Genomic DNA, 23,849 nt, shown 5'->3' with positions numbered 1-23,849 from the left:
GGATCTGGGCAGATATGTTCATGAAAATGTTTTCGCTAAAATGAATAGTTGTGCTTGATTTTTAAACTTTATTTTAGGTTGCAGGCTGCTCTTCTTTCGGTGCGGGCCGCACCGGACAGGTGCCTGGTCAGGTGTGGGCATCGTAGGCGAAAAGGATTCGTTCTTCTTGTGGGCGGCGGCCTGGGGGAAGGGCGGTAGGAGTCCAGCCTTTAAGGAGAGAGGTGAGCTCTTCTCTTGAGGGAATGTGCTCCCAGCCGTAGGCCACGGCCTTTTTGTTGATTGGGTCCAGGATGGCTGCCTCCTGGGCCGAGGCCTGAATAGCCACCGGGATGATGTACTCCTTTTTGAGAAGCCTGGCGGCGGCAATGGTTCCGCGTTCTCGGCTGACTACGGATCCGGGAGCGCAACGGATAATCATTGCCGGTCGGCCGTCTATTTGGACCACCAGATCCAGGCGGGCGGTAAGGATCTTGTCGCCGGCCCGAACATCAAGGTCCACGTTGGGGAGGAAGTCTTCTTTGCGATAGCCCTTTTGTTCAAGGAGAAATTTGAGGATCTTCTGCTTGATCCTTTCCCGATCAAGGTCGGGAACCGGTTCTCCTGTGAGGAGATCTATAATCTCTCCGCTTGGTCCCAGGCAGCAATCACACTCTGACATGATCTCTCGGTACTTCCCGGTGTTCTTGACCGAAGATAGCCGTCAATGGCCCAGAGGGCAAGCATTCGCGACTCCCCCAGCATAAAACGTCTGATAAGATATATTATGTAAAATTAAAGAACCCAGATAATTTTTTCTTCCCCTGAGGGGCGGCCGGGTTTAAATCAGACTGGTCTAAGGAAGGTCTAAGGGCTGAATGGAGGGCACGGCGGGATTCGAACCCACGACCTCTGGCTCCGGAGGCCAACGCTCTGTCCTACTGAGCTACGTGCCCTCGTTAAGTGTGCTTTTAATTAACCACCTCTTCAGTCCTTGTCAATCAAGGGCTGGTGGCCGCTTTGTCCTGATACTTCTTCATGATGTATGGGATCAAGCCGCCCTCTTTTAACAGGTTGCGCATAAATTCGGGAATCGGCTGGCAGCGGTAGGTCTTGCCAGTGGTCAGATTGTGAATCTCCCCTGTTTCAGCATTCACCTCGATCTCATCGCCGGTTTTGATTTCCTCGGCCGCCTCCTGGCTCTCAAAAATAGGAAGCCCCATGTTAAAGGCGTTGCGGTAGAAGATCCGGGCGAAACTTTTGGCGATGACACAGGAGACTCCGGCGGCCTTGATGGCGATAGGGGCATGCTCTCTGGAGGAGCCGCAGCCAAAGTTGGCCCCAGCAACAATGATATCCCCCGGCCTGACCTTCTGGGCAAACTCGGGGTCGGCATCCTCCATGCAGTGTTTGGCCAGCTCATCTGGGTCTGAGGTGTTCAGATAACGCGCCGGGATAATGGCATCGGTGTCGATATTGTCTCCAAACTTAAAGACTCGCCCGCGAAACTTCATTCTCTCCTCCTATTCTTTGATTCCTAGCTCCTCAGGGCTGGCTATATAGCCCAGAACGGCACTGGCCGCGGCTACGGCGGGGCTGGCCAAATAGACCTCGCTTTCAGGATGCCCCATCCGACCGACAAAGTTGCGGTTAGTAGTGGCCAGGGCCCTTTCGCCGCGGGCCAGGATTCCCATATGGCCTCCGAGACATGGACCACACGTAGGAGGGCCGATAACCGCACCGGCCTCCATAAAAACCCGCAAGTAACCACGCCTTAAGGCCTCTGACCAGACATGGGGGGTGGCCGGAATGATAATCAGCCTCAGGTTGGAATTGACCCGGCGGCCTTTAAGAATCTTGGCGGCAATGGCCAGGTCTTCCAGACGTCCATTAGTGCAGGAGCCGATGAAGACCTGATCCAGGTCTATTCGCCCCACCTCAGAGATGGGCTTGGTGTTAGATGGTAGGTGGGGAAAGGCTACCTGGGGTTCAATTCGGGCAACATCATAGTCTCTTACCTCCAGGTACCGGGCCTTCTTGTCGCTTTTAAAGACCCTAAAATCCCTTTTGGCCCGCCGACGGACCCAATTAAGGGTGATTCGATCAGGTTCGATGAGACCGGCCTTACCCCCGGCCTCAATAGCCATATTGCTCATGGAAAAGCGGTCGGCCATGGGTAGTTTCCTGATGGCCTCTCCAGCAAATTCCATCACCTTGTAAAGGGCCCCATCTACCCCAATGTCACCGATAGTGTGGAGAATAAGGTCCTTCCCTGTGACCCAGGGCCTCCTTTGGCCGTGGTAAACAAAACGGATGGTCTCTGGGACCTTAAACCAGGTCTTCCCGGAGATCCAGGTAGCGGCCAGATCGGTGGATCCCACCCCGGTAGCAAAGGCCCCCAGGGCCCCGTAGGTACAGGTATGCGAGTCGGCTCCGATGACCACGTCGCCTGGAAGAACCAGCCCTTTTTCCGGCAGAAGGACGTGTTCGATGCCCATTTGTCCCCCATCGTAATGGTGGACAATCCCCTGCTCTTTAGCGAAATCCCGAAGCATTTTGGCCTGTTCAGCACTCTTGATATCTTTATTGGGGACGAAATGATCAGCCACCAAGGCAATTTTCTCCCGATCAAAAACGCGGGGAACCCCTGTCTCCCGAAAAACCCGGATGGCAATGGGAGCAGTGATGTCGTTCCCCAAGGCCAAATCTACATCTACCTCGATGAGTTCTCCCGGTTCTACCCACTCTTTTCCCGCATGACTGGCAAGAATCTTTTCGGCAATGGTCATTGGTCTGGGCATAGCTTCCTCCTACACTTTTGCTGGGCACATTCCTTGGACCTGGCGTTCATTTTTCTTCTTTAGCCTCTCCAAGCGGTTGAGGGCGTTGAGATAGGCCTTGGCCGCGGCCACGATGATGTCTGAATCGGCCCCCTGCCCCATAACCACCTGGCCTCCTTCTTCTAGCCGTACCGTTACCTCACCCTGGGCATCGGTGCCACCGGTGATGGAAGTCACCGAGAACCTAAGAAGCCGGCTGGCGGTACCGGTGATCTGAGCCAGGACATTGTAGGCGGCGTCGATGGGCCCTACCCCGAAACCGGCCAGCCTTTTTGTCCCCTGCCCTTCTATAGAGACTTCAACCATGGCCGTAGGGATGGTTGTCGTCCCCGAGATAACGTTAAGGTACTTGAGTTCGTATTTATCCGGCAACCGAAAGACTTCGTCGGCGACGATGGCCTCGATGTCCTCGTCAAAGATCTCCTGTTTCTTGTCTGCCAGCTCTTTAAATCTTCTAAAGACCCGATCAAGTTCTTCATCAGCAAGATGATAGCCGAGCTCCTCCAGTTTGGCCTTAAGGGCATGACGACCGGAGTGCTTCCCAAGGACAATGGCGCTTTTGCTCCAGCCTACGTCCTCGGGGCTCATGATCTCGTAGGTGCTTCGTTCCTTAAGAACGCCATCCTGATGAATACCGGACTCGTGGGCAAAGGCATTGGCCCCCACGATGGCCTTATTGGGTTGAACCACCATCCCTGTAAGATGACTTACCAGACGACTGGTAGGGACAATCTGCCGGGTATTTATCTCGGTATGGTAGGGGAAGACGTCTTGACGGGTGCGAAGGATCATAACGATTTCCTCCATGGCCGCATTGCCCGCTCGCTCCCCAATACCATTTATGGTGCACTCAATCTGTCGGGCCCCGGCCCGGATGGCAGCCACCGAGTTGGCCACAGCCAGCCCCAAATCATTGTGACAGTGGACACTGATGATGGCCCGGTCGATATTGGCCACGTGTTCCTTAAGATAAGAGATGATCCGCTCATACTCATGGGGCACGGTGTAGCCTACGGTATCCGGAATGTTGACCACCCGGGCCCCGGCCTCAATGACCGCCTCTACCACCTGGGCCAGAAAGGCCAGATCGCTTCGAGTGGCATCTTCCGCTGAAAATTCCACATTGGATGTATAAGAGGAGGCATGTTTTACCGCAGATACGGCTAGCTCCAAAACCTCTTCCCGGCTTTTGCGAAGTTTGTATTTCAGGTGAATATCACTGGTGGCAATGAAGGTGTGAATTCGGGGAGAAGCTGCTCTCTTTATGGCCTCCCAGGCGGTATCTATATCTCTCTGATTAGCCCGGGCCAGAGCGGCTACCTCTAGCCCCCTAACCTCATCGGCGATTCTCTTTACAGCCTCAAAGTCTCCGGGAGAGGCTACCGGAAAGCCTGCCTCAATAACATCTACCTTAAGACGCTCAAGCTGCTGGGCGATACGGAGCTTTTCTTCTACGTTGAGGGAAACCCCGGGGGACTGCTCCCCGTCTCTCAGGGTGGTGTCAAAGATATATACTCTTTCGGACATGATTTACTCTCCTTTAAATAATCTAGAATCATTCTAAATTATAAATCAGAAACAGACAAAAATCAGGATGTAGCCGCTGAGGACTCTTCCCTTCTCCTCCGGAGAAGGTAGGAGAGGAATAAGAGAGGGCCAGAGAGGACATAGGCTGCGGCCAAAAAGAAGAGAGTCACCTGGGGCTCAGTGGCCACCACGATGAAAATAAGGACAAAGGCTACCAGGGTGTAAAATGGCCTCTGGTTAAGAAAGCCCAGGGTTTTGAAGCTATAGTAACGAATATTACTGACCATGAGATATGAAAGAAGGTAAATCATGGCCAGGACAGAGATATGTTTTACCGGACCATCGGCCCCCAGATAGTGGGAGAAGAGAACAGAGGTTGCTACCATTCCTGCCGCCGCCGGACTTGGAAGCCCGACAAAAAAGCGGCGATCGATCCCTGTTTGGATGTTAAAACGGGCCAGCCTTAGGGCGGTAGTGGCCACATAAAGAAAGGCGGCCAGCCAGCCAAAGCGACCATAAGGCTTGAGGGCCCAGAGGAAGGCCAAAATGGCTGGAGCAACTCCGAAGGAGACCAGGTCAGAGAGAGAATCATATTCAGTGCCAAAACGCGAGACGGTGTGGGTCGCCCTGGCCACTCGGCCATCGAGGATATCAAAGATGGCCGCGCAGATAACAGCCACTGCGGCCCGAAGGAAGTCTCCATTTATGGCGGCAATAAGGGCATAGAAGCCAGAGAAAAGACTGGCTGTGGTAAAGAGGCTGGGCAGCAAAAAGACTCCCTTTCGGCTTGGAGGCTCCTGGCCTTTACGATAGTGCCTCTCTCGACTAACAGACATCTTTTCTATTTAGTCTCTTATAGGAAGATAAGCAATAGGTGTCTTTCCTGCCCGGACTCGTTCCTTTTCTCTAACCAAAATTTGAGCCCGGGTGGGAAAATAAACATCCAGTCGAGAACCAAAACGGATCATTCCAAATCGCTCTCCGGCCTCCAGGCTCTGGCCTTCCCTGACCCAGCGGACAATGCGTCGGGCCAGAAGGCCGGCCACCTGGACAGTCAAGATCCGCTGGCCATCATCTCGCTCAAGAAGAAGATAGGCCCGTTCGTTTACCTGGCTGGCCTTTGGCTTGTTGGCGGCCAGGAAGCATCCCGGTCGGTGGATATAAGAAAGAACTCTTCCGGCCACCGGCGCTCGATTGACATGAACGTCAAAGACGGTCATGAAAATGCTCACCTTAAAGACGTAATCTTTAAGAAAGTTTTCCTCATAGGCCCTGGTGATTTCAATAACTCTTCCGTCGGCCGGGGCCAAAATAAAGGACGGATCTTCGGGAGGACGACGATAGGGATCCCGAAAGAAATAGGCCAGAAAAAGACCGGTAGCTGAGGCAGCCAGGGCCAGTCGCTTCCGGCCAAGGCGCCAGGCTCCAAGGGCCGTCAAAAAGGCCCCACCCACAAAGGGAAGGCCTTCTCGATTTATCTTTGTCGCCGGAAACATGTCCCTTTTCTTATCCAAAGATGATCAAAGGGGCAATCCTTAAAGGGAATAACAAAAAAGGCGGCTCAATGCCGCCTCCCACAAGGTAAATAAGGAAAAGAAGTTATTTCTTCAGCCAGGGCATCATGGCCCGAAGCTTGGCTCCTACCTCCTCTAGTTGGTGTTCGGCCTCCCTTCTTCTGAGGGCCTTCATTACCGGACGCTGGGCCTGATTTTCTAAAATCCATTCCCTGGCGAATTGTCCAGAGCGAATCTCCTCCAGGATACGCTTCATCTCTTCTTTAACCGCCGGACCAATGACCCTGGGGCCCCGGGTGAGATCGCCATACTCTGCAGTATCACTAATGGAATAGCGCATAAAGGCCAGTCCACCTTCGTAGATAAGATCAACGATAAGCTTTAGCTCATGGCAGCACTCAAAGTAGGCAATCTCTGGCTGGTAGCCCGCCTCGACCAAGGTCTCAAAGCCGGCCTTGATAAGGGCAGAGACTCCCCCACAAAGGACACACTGTTCTCCAAAAAGATCAGTCTCGGTCTCCTCCTGGAAGGTGGTCTCAATTACTCCCGCCCGGGCGGCCCCGATACCCTTGGCGTAGGCAAGGGCCCTATCCAAGGCCTTACCGGTGGCATCCTGATAGACAGCCACCAGAGCCGGCACCCCGGCTCCCCGTTCATATTCTCGGCGAACCAGATGCCCGGGCCCTTTGGGGGCTACCATAGTTACATCTATATCTTCAGGAGGAACAATCTGACCAAAATGGATGTTGAATCCGTGGGCAAACATGAGCATCTTGCCCGGTTTGAGATTAGGCCGAATGGCCTCTTCATAGAGGATTGGCTGAACCTGATCCGGCACCAGGACCACGATCACATCTGCCGCCGCGCAGGCCTCTGCTGCCGATACCGGCTTGAAACCCGCGGCCACGGCCCGTTCATAGTTTTTGGAGCCCGGCCTCTGGCCCACGATAACCTCTAGGCCGCTGTCTCTTAAATTCTGGGCGTGGGCATGACCCTGGCTACCAAAGCCAAGGACGGCTATCTTCTTCCCTTCAAGGAGGGAAAGATCAGCATCCTGTTCATAATATATCTTCATGGTACTCTCCTTTTAGAGGCTCTTTTTTTCTCGCTGCATGGCGATGATACCCGTTCTGACGATCTCTTTTATCCCTATAGGCCGTAGAAGCTCAATGACAGCCTTAAGCTTAGATTCTGGACCTGTGACCTCCAAGGTATAAGTCTTGGGACTAACATCGACCACCTTGCAGCGGAAGATATCACACATTCGGAGCACCTCGGCCCGGGTGTCCTTCTCGGCCCGGACCTTGATCAGGGCCATCTCTCTTTCTACAAACTCACCTTCTCCAGTGACATCCACTACTCTGTAGACGTCTATAAGACGCCGGAGCTGTTTGATGATTTGTTCGATGATCATGTCGTCACCGTGGGTGACCAAGGTGAGATGAGAAAGGGTGGGATCTAAGGTTTCGGCCACGCAAAGGCTGTCTATGTTAAAACCTCGGCCACTAAAGAGCCCGGTGATCCTCGAAAGGGCCCCCGGAGTATTTTCAACCAAAACCGATAGAGTGTGCTTTTTTTCCATGCCCAGCTCCTTTAGACCAGGATCATTTCCGTGGTGGCCTTTCCGGCCGGAACCATAGGGAAGACCCCTTCTTCCGGGGCGATAATAAAATCCAGAATCACCAGGGAATTGATCTCTAAGGCCTTCTTCAGGGCCGGTTCTACATCATCGGGGTGGGTAATCTTCATGCCTGTAGCCCCATAGGCCTCAGCCAGTTTGACAAAATCCGGCACTAGCTGAAAGGCGGTGGCCGAGTAGCGGCGCTCATAGAAGAGCTCCTGCCACTGCCGAACCATGCCCAGGAAGCCATTGTTGAGGATGACAATTTTTATGGGCAGGCGCTGTTCCATGGCCGTGGCCAGCTCTTGAATGTTCATCTGGATGGAGCCATCCCCGGCGACATCCACAACGAGCCGATCGGGCCGGGCAAACTGGGCTCCAATGGCCGCAGGAAAACCGTAGCCCATGGTCCCCAAACCACCGGATGAAAGAAGGGTCCGCGGCTCGTCAAATTTGTAAAACTGGGCCGTCCACATCTGATTTTGCCCTACCTCGGTAGTAATTACCGCTCTGCCCTTGGTGAGCTCATAAAGCTTTTCTATAACGAACTGAGGTTTGATAACCCCTTCTTCTTGCTTATAAGAAAGCGGGTAGCGTCGCCGCCAAAGATCGATCTGCTCCCACCACTCCTTGAACTGTTCCTTCCAAACCTTGACCGGCCGATCTACCTCTCTGACAATCTCCAGAAGTTTCTCAATGGCCAGACGGCAATCCCCAACGATGGGGACATCCACCTTGACGTTTTTCTGAATGGAGGTGGGGTCAATATCTATGTGGATTATCTTGGCCATGGGGGCAAAGGCGTCCACCTTACCGGTGACCCGATCGTCAAACCTGGCTCCCACTGCCAAGATAAGATCACTGTTGGCCACGGCCATGTTAGCGTAGTAGGTGCCGTGCATACCCAACATTCCCAGGGACTGCTCATGAGTGCCTGGGAATCCGCCAAGGCCCATTAAAGTCATGGTCACCGGGAGATTGAGGCGCTCAGCCAGCTCCTTTACAGCCTCGTGGGCCCCAGAGTGAATGACGCCTCCGCCAACAAGAATGATGGGCCGACTAGACTTTTCCAATAAACGATAGGCCCGTTCTACCTGCTTGGGATGGGGGTTGTAGACAGGGTTGTAAGATCGAAGTCTGATCTCCTCCGGGTAGTCAAACTCGCCCTTGGCCTGCTGAATATCCTTGGGTAGATCCACCAAGACGGGGCCTGGTCTACCTGACCGGGCAATATAGAAGGCTTCCTTCATGATTCGGGGCAGATCCCGGATATCTTTGACTAAGAAGTTGTGCTTGGTGCAAGGCCTGGTGATTCCGACAATATCCACCTCTTGGAAGGCATCATTACCTATGAGCTTTGTGGGCACCTGGCCACTCAAGACCACAATAGGGATGGAATCCATATAGGCCGTGGCTATTCCCGTAACGGTATTGGTTGCCCCCGGCCCGGAAGTAACAATGGCTACTCCCACCTTACCTGAGGCCCGGGCATAGCCATCGGCTGCGTGGGTAGCTCCCTGTTCGTGACGGACAAGGACATGTCTTATCTCCGGGGTTTTGTAGAGTTCGTCATAGACATCAATTATGGCCCCTCCGGGATAGCCAAAAATCACCTCCACTCCTTCCCGTTTCAGGGCCTCAACGATCATCTTAGCACCGGTCATCTTCATTGTCTTTAGCCACCTACCTTTCGATATTTTTCAAGGATTTCCAGTATTTTGTCCTTGACGGCAAGCTTCATTTTCTGAAGTCTTTTCTTTTCTATCTCCTCCTCGGTAGTTAAATATGGTCGGCGGACAAACTCCTCTATTTGTTCCTCCAATCGCTGATGTTCTTCATAATATTTGCGGAGTTCGGGGTCTTTATCTATCCACTGGGCAATGAGTTCTTTGTCTTTGTCTATTATCATATGGCACTCCTTATTAATGAAATTAGCCTTTTACTCCTCAGCTTTATTGTTGTCAAGAAGGATTATCAAAGAGAAGATTAGCCAGCTAGCAATGGCTTATAATTTAGCTCTTTTATAAAAGATTGGAGAATCTTTGTTAAGATATTTATGGTGCTTAGATAAAAAGCAAAATTCTTTTTCCAAAAATTCTAAGATTTTCCAGAAATTTACCTTTTTAACCAAGATTTTTTTCTGTTTGGGAGACGAAAAAAAGAAAGGGACGCCTAGGCGTCCCTTTCTTTTTGATCGAGGAGGAAAACTTTTTTCGATAAGCGTCTTTCTAAAAGACACTTTTACAAAGTCAGCTTGCTACCGGGCTTGAACTTAACCACCTTCCGGGCAGGGATTTCAATCTTCTCACCGGTCTGGGGGTTACGTCCTGTTCGGGCTGCCCTTTCGGCTACCATAAAGGTTCCAAAACCAACGAGAGTGACCTTCTCTCCAGACTTGAGGGCCTCGGTAACGGCTTCCATAAAGGCGTTTAAGGATCTTTCTGCCGTGGCCTTGGAGACATCAGCCAATTGGGCCATTTTTTCTACTAGTTCCGCCTTATTCATAAAATCTACCTCCTTCTTTAAAAAAGCTGGTTTTAAAACCCCCGGATTTAAGAAAGAAACCAAATATTATTTTTTCCTTAAAAACGAAGCCATCTTAGCATTTTATCTTTTTCAGTCAAACAAAAAATGGCGATAATTTATCTAGTTAAGTTGCAGCAGATAATAGTCCAAACCAACGACTCAGTAAGTTCTATAGTGGCTCCTAGAAGATCTCCAGTGACTCCCCCAAGACGTAGCCAGTAGTAATAGATAAGAAGGCTCCACAGGAGAAGGGTAGCCACAAACAGGAGAAGTAATTCTTGGAGCGGGAGGAAAAGAAAAAGGGCCCCTACCCCCAGAGAAAGGGCCACCAGAGCAATGCTCCATCTTCCCTGGGAAACCATTTCTTTAGCCAGACCTTGGCTGCGAGCATAGGGGAGGATAGCTGAGAATACTCCCGGAGCCACCCGGGCAATTATGGGCCCGGCTACGATTCCCCAAAATATCTTCCGGGAGATTATAACTTCTAGGGCAGCAAATTTGATCAAAAACATCAAGACCACACTGGAGACCCCCATGGCCCCAGTCCGGCTGTCTTTCATAATCTTTAAGACCCTTTCTCGGTCGCTTCCGCCCATCAAACCGTCAGCACTATCCGCCAGGCCATCTACATGGAGCCCTCGGGTAAGGAGAAAGTGAAGGGTTAAGACCAAGACGGCTGAAATAGAAGAAGGGAAAAGATTCGAGGCCCCCCAGGCCGTAGCGGCCAAAATCCCTCCTAACAGCCCTCCCACCAGGGGAAAAAAGGCCTGGGACCAAGCCATCTCGCTGGCTGAACGGGGAGAGAGGTCTTTTTTTAGGGAAAAGATGGTCAGGAACTGCAGGGCTAAAAGGAGGCTCCTCATGGCCCCATGTCTTCGGCCTCGCTTCCAGGTGAAACCCCGGCACCAGAGAAGGTGGCCATTTCTTTGTAAATTTTGAGCCCGGCCTCAATGAGGCCCATGGCCAACGCTGCGCCGGTGCCTTCTCCCAGACGAAGGTTAAGATCAATGATGGGGGACAGGCCCATGTGGGAAAGTTGAACTCGGTGTCCCTGCTCCACGGAACAGTGACCGGCAAAAAGATACTGGCTTACCTGAGGAGCTAGTCTGTAGGCTACCAGGGCCCCGGCCGAACTGATAAAGCCATCAAGAACCACCGGACACCCCTGAGCGGCCGCGCCAAGGATAAAGCCACAGATGCCGCCGATCTCAAACCCACCTACCTTGGCCAAAACGTCGATGGGGTCTGTCGGGTCCGGCTGATTAAGGGCGATGCCCGCCCTGATGACCTCTACCTTCTTTTGCCAGGCCTTCTGATCTATCCCTGTTCCCCGGCCGGTAACCGTCTCCGGAGACTCGGAACAAAGTACAGCGGTAATGGCACTTGCCGGCGTGGTGTTGGCGATTCCCATCTCGCCGGTGCCAAGAAGACGGAAGCCGGAGGCAACCATTTCCCGGGCTATTTCGATACCAACTTCAATGGCCGCAATAGCCTGTTCCCTGGTCATGGCTGGCCCTTTGGTGAAATTTGCCGTACCCCAGGCAACCTTGCGAAGGATAAGGCCCGGGAGACCTGAAAGGTCGTGGTCAACTCCGATATCCACTACTCGAACCTCAGCCCCCACGTGTCGGGCCAAGACATTGATTCCCGCCCCCCCAGAGAGGAAGTTCCGGACCATCTGAAAGGTGACCTCTTTGGGGAATGCGCTAACCCCCTCTTCGGCCACCCCGTGATCTCCAGCAAAGACACAGATCACCTTGCGGGGATAAGGAGGATCAAGATCTCCGATAATGCTACAGTAACGGCGGGCAAACTCCTCCAGACGCCCCAGGCTACCCCGAGGCTTGGTGAGGTTGTCAAGATGTTGCTGAGCTTTCCGTTCCAGCTGGCTATTAACGGGCTCAATGGACTTAATCGTTTTTTCAAGAAGGCTCATAATCTCCTCCCTTAAGCCAGAGGGGAAACCCGGCTACCACTAAAGCCACCCGTTTGGCCCGTTCAGCCAGGGCCTGGTTGAGTTTTCCGAGGGCCTCCCCCCAGCGCCTTACCTCTGGAGAAGGACTTATCCCTCCGAGACCAACCTCTTCCGAAACTATTATCAGAGGAGTCTCAACAAAAGACAGGGTGTCTAGAAATTCAATTATATATTTTTGATAATCTATCTTTTTGGCGAATAAATTTCCCAGCCAAACCCCAAGACCATCCACTAATATCAGACTGATTTCTTTTTTATCACTTTCCCTTAAGGCCCGGCCTAGTTCTAAAGGAGCCTCCACGGTCTGCCAGCTTTCGTCCCGTTCGGCTCGATGTTGGGCGATCTTTTGGGCCATTTCTTGGTCTATTGGTTCGGCTGTACCAATATAGACTCTAGGGGGGATGAATCTTTGGGCCAGGGAAAGGGCCAGGGCTGTTTTGCCAGAGGAGAGGCCTCCCAGGACCAAGGTCAACTCCACAGCAGACCTCAGAAAAGCCGTTTTTTGATAAAAATGGCCACCACCAGGGTGGAAAGAGCAAAGGCAAATCCCATGACGATGACAAAGGCATAAGGGGAATCCTGGAGAGGAAGATGGACATTCATTCCGTAAATACTGGCTACAAGGTTGGGGAACATGAGGACTATAGTCACCGCCGTCAGAAACTTCATAACAATGTTGAGATTGTTAGAGATCACCGAGGCATAAGCATCCATGGTGCCGGAGAGAATGTCACTGAAGATCTTGGCCATCTCGATGGCCTGGCGGTTTTCAATCTGGGCATCCTCCAGGAGTTCCAGATCCTCATCGGTGAGCCGCAAAAAACGGCCGCTTTGAAGTCTGGTCATTACTAGATCATTAGACCGAAGAGAGGTGTTAAAATAAACCAGACTCTTTTCCAGATTAAGGAGTTTGATGAGTTCTTTGTTGCGCATAGAGCGGTGGAGTTCCTGCTCGTAGTCGTTGATCAGTCTGTCTATTAGTCTCAGGTACCGGAGATAAAGACCAGCTACTTTAAGAAAGAAGGCAAAGACAAACTGGGCGGCATTCTGGATAAGAATGCGATGTCGACCGGAGACCATTTCTTCAAAGACGGGAGACTCCTTAAGACAGACGGTGATGAAGGCCTCCTCGGTGAGGATAATCCCGATAGGGATGGTCTCGTAGCGAATAACGTCATTTTCCATCCGGGCATCGGGGACTTTAATAATAATTAGGACTTGATCCTCTTCGACTTCAACTCGAGAGGTTTCTTCCTCATCAAGAGGGTAACGAAGAAATTCCGGCAGAACTTTAAGCTCTCTCTGGACAAAAAGAAGCTCGTCTTCTGAGGGGGATACCAGATTGACCCAGCACCCTTTCTCTAGGGCCTGAATAGGCCTTATTTCTCCATTTATTACCTGATAGAGTCGCAGCACCGGGGCTCTCTTTATCCACTTTTTGGCTCCATTTTGCCAAAAGACTGGAGATCTTTACCATGAGCATTATAGACGGTCAAGAAAAGTGGTCTCTTGAGGCCCGGAGAGAGATCTTTATAAAAACTCCCAGACCCACAAAAATAGCCAATAGGCCTCAACTATCGCTTGACTTTTGCCTTATTTTCCCGCACCCTGATCTGTGGGGGAGCTAAGGGGGGTAAACCAATGGAGGTGGGAAATGGTTTCAAGATCCTCTCCGCAGGTTTCCCCGTCTGAGAGGGCTGGAGTCCTCTTTTCTCGACTGATTTCCCGGATAAGATTTACCGGTGCCAGCGGCAGACTTCTTAAATCCGTCCTTAAAGAGGCCGAGATAGTCAATCTGGAGCTAGAGACCCTTCTTCGCTACACCCAACTCTCCTTTAAAACTGAGGCCAAAAGCCCCATTCCTTTGAGTGAGGTCTTAAAGGGAGTCCTAGACATCTTGGGGGACTTGGCCCGTCGGGGAGGACACTACATCATTTGTTCTCTAAGAGAGGATATACTTGTTGATGCCGACAGACAGGCCTTAGAATCAGCCCTGGTGGCCCTTTTGCTTTCGGCCATGGAGGCTGTTCCCGGAGCCCACATGAGAATCTGTCTTGAACGGAGAGATTCTCAGGCCCTTGTCTTCATTAGTACCTATACCGGCTGTTTCGTCTGCTCTAAAGAGGGAGGAGGAATAAGGCCACCCCTTTTCCGTCCTGCTGGACAGCCATTTCCAGGTCTTCTGAGCTATGCTGCCCATCTAATAAAAGCCCATCGTGGTTTTCTCTCGACAGTCCGCGGGCCCCAGGGTGATGTTTCCTTTTTGGTGATCCTCCCCCAGGGGGGACCTTTATCTCCTAAAGAAGCCGTAAATAGCCTTACTAAAGCCTCAGAGACTAATCGTAGAAAAAGATAGGTTCTACCAACTTGATGCCCCCTTGGGAGATAGCCTCCAGAGCGGCATCAAACTTGGCCTCCGGCACCTTGAAGATGAGAATGGCCCGGTCAGAATTACCCACAAAGGCATAAGTGTAATCAATGTTGATATCTGCTCCGGCCAGAAGCTTGACCACTTGATAGAACGATCCTGGTTTGTCGTCTACCTCTACGGCAAAGACGTCCTGTTGTTTGACGGTAAAGCCCGAGGAGGCCAGCAGATTCTTGGCCTTTTCGGGGTTGTTGACTACCAGGCGAAGGATGCCAAACTCGGCACTTTCGGCCAAAGAAAGGGCCCGAATGTTGACGGCGGCCTTAAAAAGCACCTCAGTGACTTCAAGAAGCCGGCCTTTGCGGTTCTCCAGAAAGATGGAAAGTTGCTTAATGGCATAACGCTTACGAAGTTCAGACATACGGCCTCCCTGTCTATTTTTGGATAAGTTCCCGTCGGTCAACGATCCTTTTCGCCTTACCCATGCTCCTTTCCAGGGTCTTGGGCTCCACCAGTTTGACCTTGGCATTTATGTAGAGGTTGTTGAGGAGCTCCTGTTCCAGCCGGCGTTTAAGCTCCTCCAGGCCACCCACAGCGTCAGTAAAGACGTTTTCGTCCACCTCTACCCAGACTTCAAGTTTGTCTAAAACGCCTTTTTTGTCCAGGACAATAACATAGTTGGGGGTGACCCCTTCGACCTGGGTCAGGACGTGTTCTACCTGAGAGGGAAAGACATTGACGCCGTTGACAATCAGCATGTCGTCGGTGCGGCCTTTGATGGTCTCCATGCGGACGATGGTCCGGCCGCAGGGACAGGGGGCGTAATAGAGTCGGGAGATGTCCTTGGTGCGATACCGGAGCAGGGGCAGGGCCTGTTTGGTGATCGGGGTGATGACCAGCTCTCCTTCCTGACCTTCTGGCAAGACTTCACCGGTTTCTGGATCAATAATTTCAGGGATAAAATGATCCTCAAAGACGTGCAGCCCTCCGTGGGGGCAGGAGGCGGCCACCCCGGGACCAATAATTTCTGAAAGGCCGTAGGCCTCTACATAGTGAATTCCCCAGGCCTCCCGTACCGCCTGACGCAGGCCTTCTGAGGCCGGTTCAGCCCCAAAAAAGCCTACCCGCAGACGGAAATCCTTCTTGATATCGTAGCCTTCCTCCTTGGCCACCTCAGCCAAATGAAGGGCAAAGGAGGGGGTGGAACAGAGGACGGTGGCCCCGAAGTCTTTCATGAGCATAAGCTGGCGTTTCGTGAACCCTCCGCTTGAAGGGACAACGGCCGCCCCTAATCTTTCGGCTCCGTAGTGAAAACCCAGGCCTCCGGTAAACAATCCGTAGCCATAGGCGTTGTGAACCACGTCAGCGGCGGTCACTCCACCCATCACCAGGCTGCGGGCCATCACCTCTGTCCAAACCTCAAGGTCATGGGCCGTGTATCCCACCACTGTGGGCTTGCCGGTGGTCCCCGAAGAGGAATGGATCCGAATCACCTGCTCCAGGGGAGTGGCGAAGAGACCGAAGGGGTAGTGATCTCGGAGATCCTGTTTCAGGGTAAAGGGAAGGCGTCTTAGGTCATCTACCGAACGGATATCCTCCGGTCTTACCCCCGCCTCCTCCAGCTTACGCCGGTAAAAAGGGACCAGATGATAGACTCTTTCTACTGTCTCCCGTAGCCTGCGGGCCTGAAGGGCCCTTAGATCTTCTCGACTCATAGTCTCGGCCTGACTGTGAATCATAACTTCCTCCCTTCAGAGAAGAGAAAAAAACTCTTTCGGCCTTTAACTTTAATCTTCAAGCCATGTCAACCAGTTCTTGAGTCAGGACCTGAAGAAAACGATTGTTGGTTTCTGGATCCTTGAGGGAGAAACGGAAATAGTGATCATCAAGGCCGACAAAGTTTCCGCAGGGCCTGAGCAGAAAACCCCTTTTAAGAAGACGGCGACAAAGTTCGGAGGCCCGGGGGGCCTTGAGTCGGCAAAGAATAAAGGTGGTTACCGAGGTAAAAAATTCAAGTCCGGGGAGCCCTTTTAACCTCTGGTAGATCCTTTCCCTTTCGGCCTTAAGATAATTTCGGGTTTGCTCCTCAAAGCCTCTTTGGTTAAGGAGGAAAACCCCGGCCTCGGCGGCCAGAGTTCCCACCCACCAGGGACGAAGGTGGGGGGCAACAAGGGGAAAAAGACTCTCTGGAGCCAAGAGACAGCCCAGCCTCAGGCCCGGAATGGCGTAGATTTTGGAAAAAGATCTTAGAACCAAGACGTTTCCTGGAAGTCCCCCCCAGGCTAGAGAGGCCTCATCCGAGGCAGCAAAGGGAAGATAAGACTCATCGATTACCAGAATATCTCCTGTCAGCCTTTGGGCCAGGTCTAGCACCTTGTCCCGGGAAAGCAGGCCCCCGGTAGGGTTATTGGGATTGCAGAGAAAATAAACTCTAGGGCCTCCTTTGGGAGGCAGGTTTAGATTGGGCCAGTTTCTTGGGCTATCAGGCAGAAGGTAAAAGGCCTTTTTCCCCCAGATGGTGGCGGCATCGGCATAGTCGGCATAGGTGGGGCCAAAGATGATTACTTCTTCGGCCCTTAAGATGGCCGGCAGGAGGTAGATCCAGTCAGTTGTCCCCGGTGCCGGAAAGACCATATCTGGCGAAATTTCAAGACGCCTGGCCACCGCCTGCCTAAGGCTGGTCAGATCGGGTTCTGGCAACCGGGTTATCAAGGAGAGACGGTCCTTCAAGTAAGCAAAGAGCTCTTCGGGAGGTCCGAGGGGATTGATGTTTCCCGAAAGATCGACCAAGTCCTCGGGTGAAACACCGGCCTCCCTTGCCGCTTGATATATATTTCCACCGTGTCCTTTAAGCATCCTCTCCCCTAAGGCCAATCATGACGCAAAAGAATTTTCTTAAGGTCTATGTCATGGGGGGCGTTGATGATTCTTATCAGGGAAGGACCGTCTGGAAAGTAATCTATCAGGTTGATGCAGGCATAGTCCTGCTGGATCCGGAAGATGTTCTCTAAAGGAAGCCCCAGGGCCTCGGCCAGGATAACCCGGTTTACCCCGCCGTGGGCAAAAAGGGCCACGGTTTTTCCCGGATAGCCCGCCAGCAGTCTTTCCAGGGCCACCACGACCCGTTCTTTAAGATCGAGAAGACTTTCTCCGCCGGGGGGACGATAGCCGGTCGGGTCCTGGAGGCGTTGTTTCATCGCCCCTGGCCAGAGTTCTTCTATTTCTTCCCAGGTAAGGCCGCTCCAGGCGCCAAAGTCTATCTCCCGAAAGTCGCGATCGATGAGACGATAGGTCCCGTCGCCGGCTGCCAGATCGGCCCCGTAGGTGGTTCGGGAAAGGTCGCTGCTGGCCACACAGGGAAGGTTGAGCACCTTGAGGGCTCTGGCTATTTCGGCCATCTTTTGTTGGCCTTCAAGGCTAAGAGGCACATCTTGTTGGCTGTGGAAGGCCCCGGGTTTAGGACCCTTTACCTCCCCATGGCGGATAAGGATTAGCCTGGTCGGTTTCATCCCTGGCGAGCTGGTCCTAAAATTGAGTCAAGAAACTCAGAGGCTCCTCCCCTAAAGAGGCTTCAATCTCCTCAAGGCGGTCAATGAAACGTTTGCCGGAGACCTCCTGACGATAGAGACGACCGATGGCCGGCCGGACAATGTGATCGTGTTCGGGGGGGATGGCGAACTCTGGTACCGGATGACAGGAGAGAAGCTCCTCGGGTACAGTCTCTTCCTTTTTATTCTCCCAGGCCTCAAGGAAGAGAATTAAGTCTATCATATTGCCGTAGAGACCCCCCAGATCAAGGTACTCAAGAACCTGCATTAAGGCCGTATTGAGGGTGAAGAGATGCGGCGGTATTAGGGCCTCTCCCTGCTCTGGACAGGGTACCTTGGAGATAAAGCTCCGGCAGGCAAAGGGCCGAAACTCATAGACCGGACAGAGATCATCCTCCAGGAAGGGGCAGGCGCCGGGGGTATGCTCCCCCTCGGCCGGAGGATCCTCTCCACGAAGACAGATTTTGGCCAATTCGTTAGTGGTTACTGCCGGCCGGTAGCGAGGCCTGGTGGCCGCCGTCTTTAGGCGATCAATAAGATCAAGACGCCCTTTGCTCCTTAGCCCCTTTAAGAGATAAAAGGCCTCGGCGCTGGTTAAGGTGACGTTGTGGGTGCAACAGGCCGAACATCGGGGCCGGCAGGCCAGCTCTAGACGAGAGACTATCTGGTCGTAGTAATCATAGAGGCTTCGCAAAAGGAGCTCTTTTTCCTCCTGAGCGAAACCAATCTTAACTGGCCGGAGTCCTATCCCGATCATGATGCTGGCCCCTCCTTGAGTTCTCGGGCTTAGATTACGCTGCCTTGCCAAACAAGGCAAGGATCTGCCTGGCGGCCCTGACAGCCTCAAAACGCCCTCTTTTTTCGGCCCCGGCGATAAAGATGGCCGCCTTACGGATGGCCTCCTGGGCTATGGCCTCCCGCATAGCCGGGCTAAGATGTGGTGCCTGGTAGATCTTGGCCAAGGCCTTTAGACGGTAGAAGTCAAGCCCCGGGCGTCGAGATAGCTGGTCCTTATGCCCTCCCCTTTTTATAACTAAAGGCCGACGCAGAAGATAGACGGGAAAGCGAGAGGTCACCCTCAGCCAAAGATCATAGTCTTCACAGACCGGGAAGTCTTCGTCGAAAGTCCCCACCAGCTTAAAGAGCTCCCGACGCATGGCTACCGCTGAGGGGCTGACCAGACAGAGCTTAAGAGACTCAAAAAAGATGAAGCCATCCAGCTTGCGGTGTTTTTTACGAGGGTTGACCCGCCGTCCATGCCGGAACCAGATCTCTTCTGTCTGGCAGATAAGGGCCGAAGGGTGAGCCTGGAAAAAAGCTACCTGGTAGAGAAGTTTTTCCGGCAGCCAGAGGTCATCACTGTCTAAAAAGGCGATGATCTCACCCCTGGAGACTTCAAGCCCGCGATTGCGGGCCCGGCTGACTCCCCCCTGGGGGATACGGAGGTAGATAATTGATGGATACTCTTTAATAACCTCTTCTGTCCCGTCAGTTGAGCCATCATCAACGACGATGAGCTCAAAGTGTCGGTAACGCTGAGCCAAAACGCTCTCTACCGCCTCTTTGAGGAAACCCTTCCGATTATGGGTGGGGATAATCACCGAGACCAGCGGGGGCATCTTTGGCTCCTAGCTAGTATAGACTCTCTGCCTGGCCCGAAAGTCAAAATAAACTTGACCATTTTGGCCAGTTTCGGTATAGGCCTGATATTCTTAAATGAATGGGAATTCATTTGTGATTTTTACCTCTAGAAGCTTATTATGGCCTGCTTCCGTCAGAGAGCAAGCCGGAGGGCTTTTATTCTAAAGTCTTAAGGAGGTTTGTGAATGAGGATCTTTACGAAAACCTTTTGGGTGTTGGTGGTGGTATCTTGCCTGATTGGCTTCTCCAGGGTGGAGATGGCCTGGGCCAGCGATGATCTGAGACAGATGATCCTTGAACTCAAGAAGGAGCTGGAGGAAGTCAAGCGGGAAAATGCCGCCTTGCGGCGAGAGGTAGAAAAGCTAAAGGGTCAGACGGCAGCTCCGGCTCCGGCCGAGGCCCTCATTACGGCACCCTCCAAAAAGAAGCATTCCTTCTTTACCAAGGGCGGATACGGTTCCTCTCCCAGTGCCATTGATTTTTATGGTTTCTTTAAGATTGACGCCGTTTGGCAGGATGCCAGTGCCGTCGGTGATATCTATGTCCTCTATGTCCGTCCCAAAGACAAAAACAGCTCGGCGACCATAAATTTTCGCCATAGCCGTTTCGGTTTTAACTTCCTAAAGCCTTATGAGACCTGGAAGCTTTTTGGCAAAATGGAGATGGACTTCTATACCGATAGCCATGGTGAGGATACTCTGCCCTGGAACCCCAATCACTCTCCGGTAAGGGCGCGCCGGGTGTTTTTGGGGGTGGAGAAGGACAACTGGCAGCTTTTAGCCGGCCTTGACTGGCTGACCATCTCTCAGCTTTATCCACACCTGTCTAACTTTCCCTCCGGGACCTTCATGGGCAATCCCGGCTACCGGATGCCTCAGATTCGTTTGTCCAGGTGGTTTAAGGTGGGTCAGGATACCCTTCGTCTCCAGGTGGCCCTGGAGAAACCTTATGCCTTTCCCAAAGACAACAGCATTGTCATGGATGAAGACCCCTCCAACAAGACGGGCATTCCCGGGGTTGAGGGCCGGGTAGCCTACGAGAGCCGGCTCTTTGGTAAGCCGGCCATGGTGGCCCTCTGGGGGCACTACTCCCAGGAGGAATACGCTGTAAATAGCGGCGGAGATGAAAAGGCCGATAGCTATTCAGTGGGGCTGGAGGCTAAAATCCCCCTGCCTGTGGCCCGCAAGGCCTTTCTCCTTGGCGAGCTCTGGTATGGTCGCAACTTTGACGGCTACTACTCTGCCGGAGTGAATCAGGGAACGCGGTTCTACACTATAAATAACAATAAAGGCACGAAGAGATACGTAACCCGGCTTGATAAGCTTGAAACTGGGGAGGAGATCATCAGTGTCGATGAGATCGATGCCGTGGGTGGCTACATTGAGCTTGAGGTCTTCTGGAGTCCCAAGCTGGTTACCCACCTGGGCTGGGGTATTGATAACCCCGACAACGACGACCTCTCCGGTGTAGACGGGGCTCGCCTTCAGCAGCAGATGTATTATGCCAACTTTCTCTATCGGGTAACCAAAGAGTTCGCCCTGGGAGCCGAGTATATGTACATCAAGGCCGATTATCACACCAGCGATGGTGAGCTTAACCGGTTAAGCGGAAGTTTTTACTACTTCTTCTAAGAGAGCTCTTTGGGGAGGGGGAGGCTTTCCCCCTCCCTTACCCTGCCCTTTGACCTTCCCCCTTGGCCTTTGATTGCCTGCGTTTATCTTTGGAGATGCTTGGCAAAAGGTTGACTATGCCTTAAACTCTCGACCATGGCAGACAAAGACAAGCTCCTTGAACTGAGAGAGGCTATCGACCAGATAGATAGGCAGATTGTTCGTCTCCTTGGGGAGCGTTTCTCCCTTGCCCGACGCATCGGGGAGATCAAGCGTCAGTCGGCCCGGGCGGCCCTTGATCTCTCTCGAGAAAAGGAGATCCTTTCCCGAATCATAGATCTCAACGCTGGTGTCTTCCCGGAGGAGTCCCTTAAGGCCATCTATGGGGAGATCATCAACACCTGTCGGACGGCTCAGCAACCCATGAAGGTGGCCTATTTAGGGCCGGAGGCCACCTTCAGTCATGTGGCGGCCATAAACTTTTTCGGCCAGGCGGCAGATTTTGTACCCCTTGAGGCCATTATGGATGTCTTTGAGGAGGTGGAGTCAGGGCGGTGCCAGTTCGGAGTCGTTCCCGTGGAAAATTCTATCGAGGGCACGGTTACCTCTACCCTGGATGCCTTCTCTGAGTATCGTCTTAAGATATGTGGTGAGGTTTACGTGCCCGTGGCCCATGATCTTATCAACCAGACCGGCCGGATAGAAGATATCCGAAAGGTGATCTCTCACCCCCACGCTCTGGCCCAATGTCGGCGCTGGCTCAGAAAACATCTTCCCTCGGTGCCCACAGAAGAGGCCTCCTCTACAGCCTATGCCGCTCGCTGGGCCGCTGTTGATCCTTCCATTGCGGCTATCGCCAGCTCTCTGGCGGCCAAGACCTATCATCTTCAGACGGTGGCCGCCCACATTGAAGACTTTCGAGGAAATACCACCCGCTTTTTGGTCATCGGCAAGGAGAGTCCCCGACCAACCGGACGGGACAAGACCTCTCTCATTATTAGTTTGGCCGACAAACCGGGGGCCCTTTTTGCCACCCTTCAGCCCTTTGCCCGTCGGGGAATAAACATGACCAAGATCGAATCCAGGCCGGTCAAGGGCGAGCCTTGGCGTTACCTGTTCTTCATTGATATCCTTGGCCACATAGAGGAAGAAATTGTCCGCGAAGGCATTGATGAAATGTCCGAAAGCTGTACCCACCTTGAGTGGTTAGGATCCTATCCAGTAGGAGACCTGCCAAGATAATTGAGAATTTTCTACAGGCAAGGGATATTATTCTTCAGGCCAATCTGGTGATCTCCCGGATTTTAAAATAACCCCATCCTTTCCGAATAGGCTATTCTAGATTTTCCCTTCTGATTACATCCTTCACAGGTCTGGCATATTCTTCGCACTAAGGCTTAACAGCAAAATGAAAAGGGGCGGTTATGACCTCCAAAAAGTGGGGCTCTAGTTTGTGGTTTTTATTTTTTGTTTGGCTCATTCTGGCGGCCTCGGGGGCCTGTGCCGCCGATGACCTTCAGACGCTTATTCGGCGCGCCCTGGAAGTCAATCCCCAGATCGAATCCTTGAAGGCCCAGCTCAAGGCCCTGGAGGCCAGGACTCGGGCCGTTCAGGTCTGGATGGACCCTGTCCTTTCAATAGAGTATAGCAATGTCCCCCATGATTCCCTGTCTCTCGGAGAGTCAGCCATGTCAGGAATCCAGTTTCGGCTGGCTCAGCAGATACCCTTCCCGGGTAAAAACGAGAGACGCCGTCTGGCGGCTGAAGGACAATATCGGGTCAAGCGCTGGGAGCTTGAGGAGACCAAGGTCCAGTTACGCAGTCTGATTAAAAAGGCCTATTATCAGCTTTATCTCATCCGGGAGCTTAAAAAGCTTACCGCGGAGCATGTTCAGCTGGTAGAGGAGCTTATTGCCGCCGTAAAAGCCCGTTATGAGGCCGGTAAGGCCAGGCAGTTTTATCTCAGCCGTCTAGAAAATCTAAGGGACAAGCTTGTTGATGACCTTTCAGACTTCGACCAAAAAGACCGGGAACTGGTGGCCACCCTCAATGCTGCCGCCCATCAGAAAGTGACTACTCCGGTTGCTAGTCCCAATGAGCTTAAGCCCTTTAGTCCTCCCACCTCTCTTAATAGACTTGTTGCTCTGGCCCTTGAAAATCGTCCCCTTCTAAAAAGAGAGAAGGAGCTGGCCCGGGCCCAGCGTTTGGCCGCCGAGGCCGCCGGCTGGGAAAGATGGCCGGATATCACCCTGTGGGCCGGTTACCGCTACCGGCGTCCGGCAGGGGTGGATCCGGGAACGGACTTTGTCTCCATAGGGGTTTCCGTTCCCCTTCCCTTTGATTACAAGGGGCGCTTTAAGGCCCGACGTCAGCAGTACCTGGCCGAGGCTCAGGCGGCCGAGGCCCGCTATTTGAGCTTTCTAGATGATATTAAGGCCGGCCTTGAAGCCAGTCTTTCCGCCTGGCAGCGAGCGGCAAGTAAGGCCCGTTTTTATGGCCGATCTTTGGTCCCTCAGGCTAGGGAGACTCTAGAGGCTACCCTTTTTGCCTACCAGACAGGAAAGGCCGACTTTGAATCCCTTTTTAAGGCCGAACTGGAGCTGCTTGATTTTGAAAGAACCCTCCTTAGGGCCACGGTAGAGACCGCCATAAGGAGGGCAGAGATAGAAGGGCTTGTTGGTCTGGAGCTCAAACCCTAGATGC

25 protein-coding genes and 1 tRNA gene are annotated in these 23,849 nt (G+C 52.7%); 4 read left to right on the top strand and 22 right to left on the bottom strand.

The window, feature by feature from the left end; genetic code table 11:
• Window positions 1-127: 127 nt before the first annotated feature.
• From G4V39_RS01290 to G4V39_RS01215, 16 genes are all read right to left on the bottom strand, one after another.
• Window positions 128-658 carry a type I restriction enzyme HsdR N-terminal domain-containing protein gene (locus tag G4V39_RS01290; RefSeq protein WP_166031210.1) on the bottom strand — a complete coding sequence of 177 codons (531 nt, stop codon included), beginning with the start codon at window positions 656-658 and terminating at the stop codon, window positions 128-130.
• Between the two features lie 197 nt (window positions 659-855).
• Window positions 856-932 (bottom strand) — tRNA-Arg (locus G4V39_RS01285).
• A 45-nt stretch (window positions 933-977) separates the two neighbouring features.
• Window positions 978-1,490 (bottom strand): 3-isopropylmalate dehydratase small subunit, encoded by a 513-nt coding sequence (gene leuD, locus G4V39_RS01280; RefSeq protein WP_166031209.1) that lies wholly within the window; start codon window positions 1,488-1,490, stop codon window positions 978-980.
• Between the two features lie 9 nt (window positions 1,491-1,499).
• On the bottom strand, window positions 1,500-2,777 hold the full coding sequence (gene leuC, locus G4V39_RS01275) for a 3-isopropylmalate dehydratase large subunit (protein ID WP_210412140.1): 1,278 nt from the start codon (window positions 2,775-2,777) through the stop codon (window positions 1,500-1,502).
• A 9-nt stretch (window positions 2,778-2,786) separates the two neighbouring features.
• On the bottom strand, window positions 2,787-4,343 hold the full coding sequence (locus tag G4V39_RS01270) for a 2-isopropylmalate synthase (protein WP_166031208.1): 1,557 nt from the start codon (window positions 4,341-4,343) through the stop codon (window positions 2,787-2,789).
• 62 nt (window positions 4,344-4,405) lie between these two features.
• Complete coding sequence (gene pssA, locus G4V39_RS01265; protein ID WP_166031207.1) at window positions 4,406-5,179, bottom strand: CDP-diacylglycerol--serine O-phosphatidyltransferase; 774 nt, start codon at window positions 5,177-5,179, stop codon at window positions 4,406-4,408.
• A 9-nt stretch (window positions 5,180-5,188) separates the two neighbouring features.
• Complete coding sequence (locus G4V39_RS01260) at window positions 5,189-5,839, bottom strand: phosphatidylserine decarboxylase family protein (protein ID WP_166031206.1); 651 nt, start codon at window positions 5,837-5,839, stop codon at window positions 5,189-5,191.
• A 103-nt stretch (window positions 5,840-5,942) separates the two neighbouring features.
• On the bottom strand, window positions 5,943-6,932 hold the full coding sequence (ilvC, locus tag G4V39_RS01255) for a ketol-acid reductoisomerase (RefSeq protein ID WP_166031205.1): 990 nt from the start codon (window positions 6,930-6,932) through the stop codon (window positions 5,943-5,945).
• A gap of 12 nt (window positions 6,933-6,944) precedes the next feature.
• Window positions 6,945-7,439, bottom strand: a complete 495-nt coding sequence (gene ilvN, locus G4V39_RS01250; RefSeq protein WP_166031204.1) for an acetolactate synthase small subunit — start codon at window positions 7,437-7,439, stop codon at window positions 6,945-6,947.
• A gap of 11 nt (window positions 7,440-7,450) precedes the next feature.
• A complete protein-coding gene (gene ilvB, locus G4V39_RS01245; RefSeq protein WP_166031203.1) occupies window positions 7,451-9,148 on the bottom strand; it encodes a biosynthetic-type acetolactate synthase large subunit in 1,698 nt (565 codons plus the stop codon).
• A 5-nt stretch (window positions 9,149-9,153) separates the two neighbouring features.
• On the bottom strand, window positions 9,154-9,387 hold the full coding sequence (locus tag G4V39_RS01240) for an HP1242/YdcH family protein (RefSeq protein WP_220126100.1): 234 nt from the start codon (window positions 9,385-9,387) through the stop codon (window positions 9,154-9,156).
• A 332-nt stretch (window positions 9,388-9,719) separates the two neighbouring features.
• Window positions 9,720-9,983, bottom strand: a complete 264-nt coding sequence (locus tag G4V39_RS01235; protein WP_166031202.1) for an HU family DNA-binding protein — start codon at window positions 9,981-9,983, stop codon at window positions 9,720-9,722.
• 137 nt (window positions 9,984-10,120) lie between these two features.
• A complete protein-coding gene (cobS, locus tag G4V39_RS01230) occupies window positions 10,121-10,867 on the bottom strand; it encodes an adenosylcobinamide-GDP ribazoletransferase (protein WP_166031201.1) in 747 nt (248 codons plus the stop codon).
• Complete coding sequence (gene cobT, locus G4V39_RS01225; protein WP_166031200.1) at window positions 10,864-11,940, bottom strand: nicotinate-nucleotide--dimethylbenzimidazole phosphoribosyltransferase; 1,077 nt, start codon at window positions 11,938-11,940, stop codon at window positions 10,864-10,866. The genes cobS and cobT overlap by 4 nt, the downstream gene beginning before the upstream one ends.
• The gene (locus G4V39_RS01220) at window positions 11,927-12,457 is read right to left on the bottom strand and encodes a bifunctional adenosylcobinamide kinase/adenosylcobinamide-phosphate guanylyltransferase (protein ID WP_166031199.1); all 531 of its coding nucleotides are present in this window, start codon (window positions 12,455-12,457) and stop codon (window positions 11,927-11,929) included. The genes cobT and G4V39_RS01220 overlap by 14 nt, the downstream gene beginning before the upstream one ends.
• An 8-nt stretch (window positions 12,458-12,465) precedes the next feature.
• Window positions 12,466-13,395 (bottom strand): magnesium transporter CorA family protein, encoded by a 930-nt coding sequence (locus tag G4V39_RS01215; RefSeq protein WP_166031198.1) that lies wholly within the window; start codon window positions 13,393-13,395, stop codon window positions 12,466-12,468.
• Between the two features lie 238 nt (window positions 13,396-13,633).
• Between G4V39_RS01215 and G4V39_RS01210 the strand changes: the two genes are divergently transcribed.
• Window positions 13,634-14,335 (top strand): histidine kinase, encoded by a 702-nt coding sequence (locus G4V39_RS01210; protein WP_166031197.1) that lies wholly within the window; start codon window positions 13,634-13,636, stop codon window positions 14,333-14,335.
• Here G4V39_RS01210 and G4V39_RS01205 read toward each other — a convergent pair.
• From G4V39_RS01205 to G4V39_RS01180, 6 genes are read right to left on the bottom strand one after another with little or no spacing between them, the layout of a single operon-like run.
• Window positions 14,316-14,768 (bottom strand): acetolactate synthase, encoded by a 453-nt coding sequence (locus G4V39_RS01205; protein WP_166031196.1) that lies wholly within the window; start codon window positions 14,766-14,768, stop codon window positions 14,316-14,318. The two genes, G4V39_RS01210 and G4V39_RS01205, sit on opposite strands and share 20 nt — an antisense overlap.
• A 13-nt stretch (window positions 14,769-14,781) precedes the next feature.
• The gene (locus tag G4V39_RS01200; protein WP_181494233.1) at window positions 14,782-16,086 is read right to left on the bottom strand and encodes a phenylacetate--CoA ligase family protein; all 1,305 of its coding nucleotides are present in this window, start codon (window positions 16,084-16,086) and stop codon (window positions 14,782-14,784) included.
• 55 nt (window positions 16,087-16,141) lie between these two features.
• Window positions 16,142-17,203, bottom strand: a complete 1,062-nt coding sequence (locus tag G4V39_RS01195) for a threonine-phosphate decarboxylase (RefSeq protein ID WP_166031195.1) — start codon at window positions 17,201-17,203, stop codon at window positions 16,142-16,144.
• Between the two features lie 8 nt (window positions 17,204-17,211).
• Window positions 17,212-17,856, bottom strand: a complete 645-nt coding sequence (locus G4V39_RS01190) for a histidine phosphatase family protein (RefSeq protein ID WP_166031194.1) — start codon at window positions 17,854-17,856, stop codon at window positions 17,212-17,214.
• A gap of 16 nt (window positions 17,857-17,872) precedes the next feature.
• Entirely contained in the window at window positions 17,873-18,652 is a 780-nt protein-coding gene (locus tag G4V39_RS01185) for a YkgJ family cysteine cluster protein (protein ID WP_166031193.1), read from the bottom strand.
• Between the two features lie 34 nt (window positions 18,653-18,686).
• Window positions 18,687-19,514 (bottom strand): glycosyltransferase, encoded by an 828-nt coding sequence (locus G4V39_RS01180; protein WP_166031192.1) that lies wholly within the window; start codon window positions 19,512-19,514, stop codon window positions 18,687-18,689.
• Window positions 19,515-19,721: 207 nt separating this feature from the next.
• Between G4V39_RS01180 and G4V39_RS01175 the strand changes: the two genes are divergently transcribed.
• From G4V39_RS01175 to G4V39_RS01165, 3 genes are all read left to right on the top strand, one after another.
• Window positions 19,722-21,167 carry a hypothetical protein gene (locus G4V39_RS01175; RefSeq protein ID WP_166031191.1) on the top strand — a complete coding sequence of 482 codons (1,446 nt, stop codon included), beginning with the start codon at window positions 19,722-19,724 and terminating at the stop codon, window positions 21,165-21,167.
• 135 nt (window positions 21,168-21,302) lie between these two features.
• Window positions 21,303-22,388, top strand: coding sequence for a prephenate dehydratase (gene pheA / locus G4V39_RS01170; RefSeq protein ID WP_166031190.1), 1,086 nt, complete (start codon window positions 21,303-21,305; stop codon window positions 22,386-22,388).
• Window positions 22,389-22,570: 182 nt separating this feature from the next.
• Window positions 22,571-23,845 carry a TolC family protein gene (locus G4V39_RS01165; protein ID WP_166031189.1) on the top strand — a complete coding sequence of 425 codons (1,275 nt, stop codon included), beginning with the start codon at window positions 22,571-22,573 and terminating at the stop codon, window positions 23,843-23,845.
• The last annotated feature ends 4 nt before the right edge of the window (window positions 23,846-23,849 follow it).

It is taken from the genome of Thermosulfuriphilus ammonigenes (assembly GCF_011207455.1).
Taxonomy (GTDB): domain Bacteria; phylum Desulfobacterota; class Thermodesulfobacteria; order Thermodesulfobacteriales; family ST65; genus Thermosulfuriphilus; species Thermosulfuriphilus ammonigenes.
This window is presented reverse-complemented; position numbering and strand designations above follow the sequence as displayed.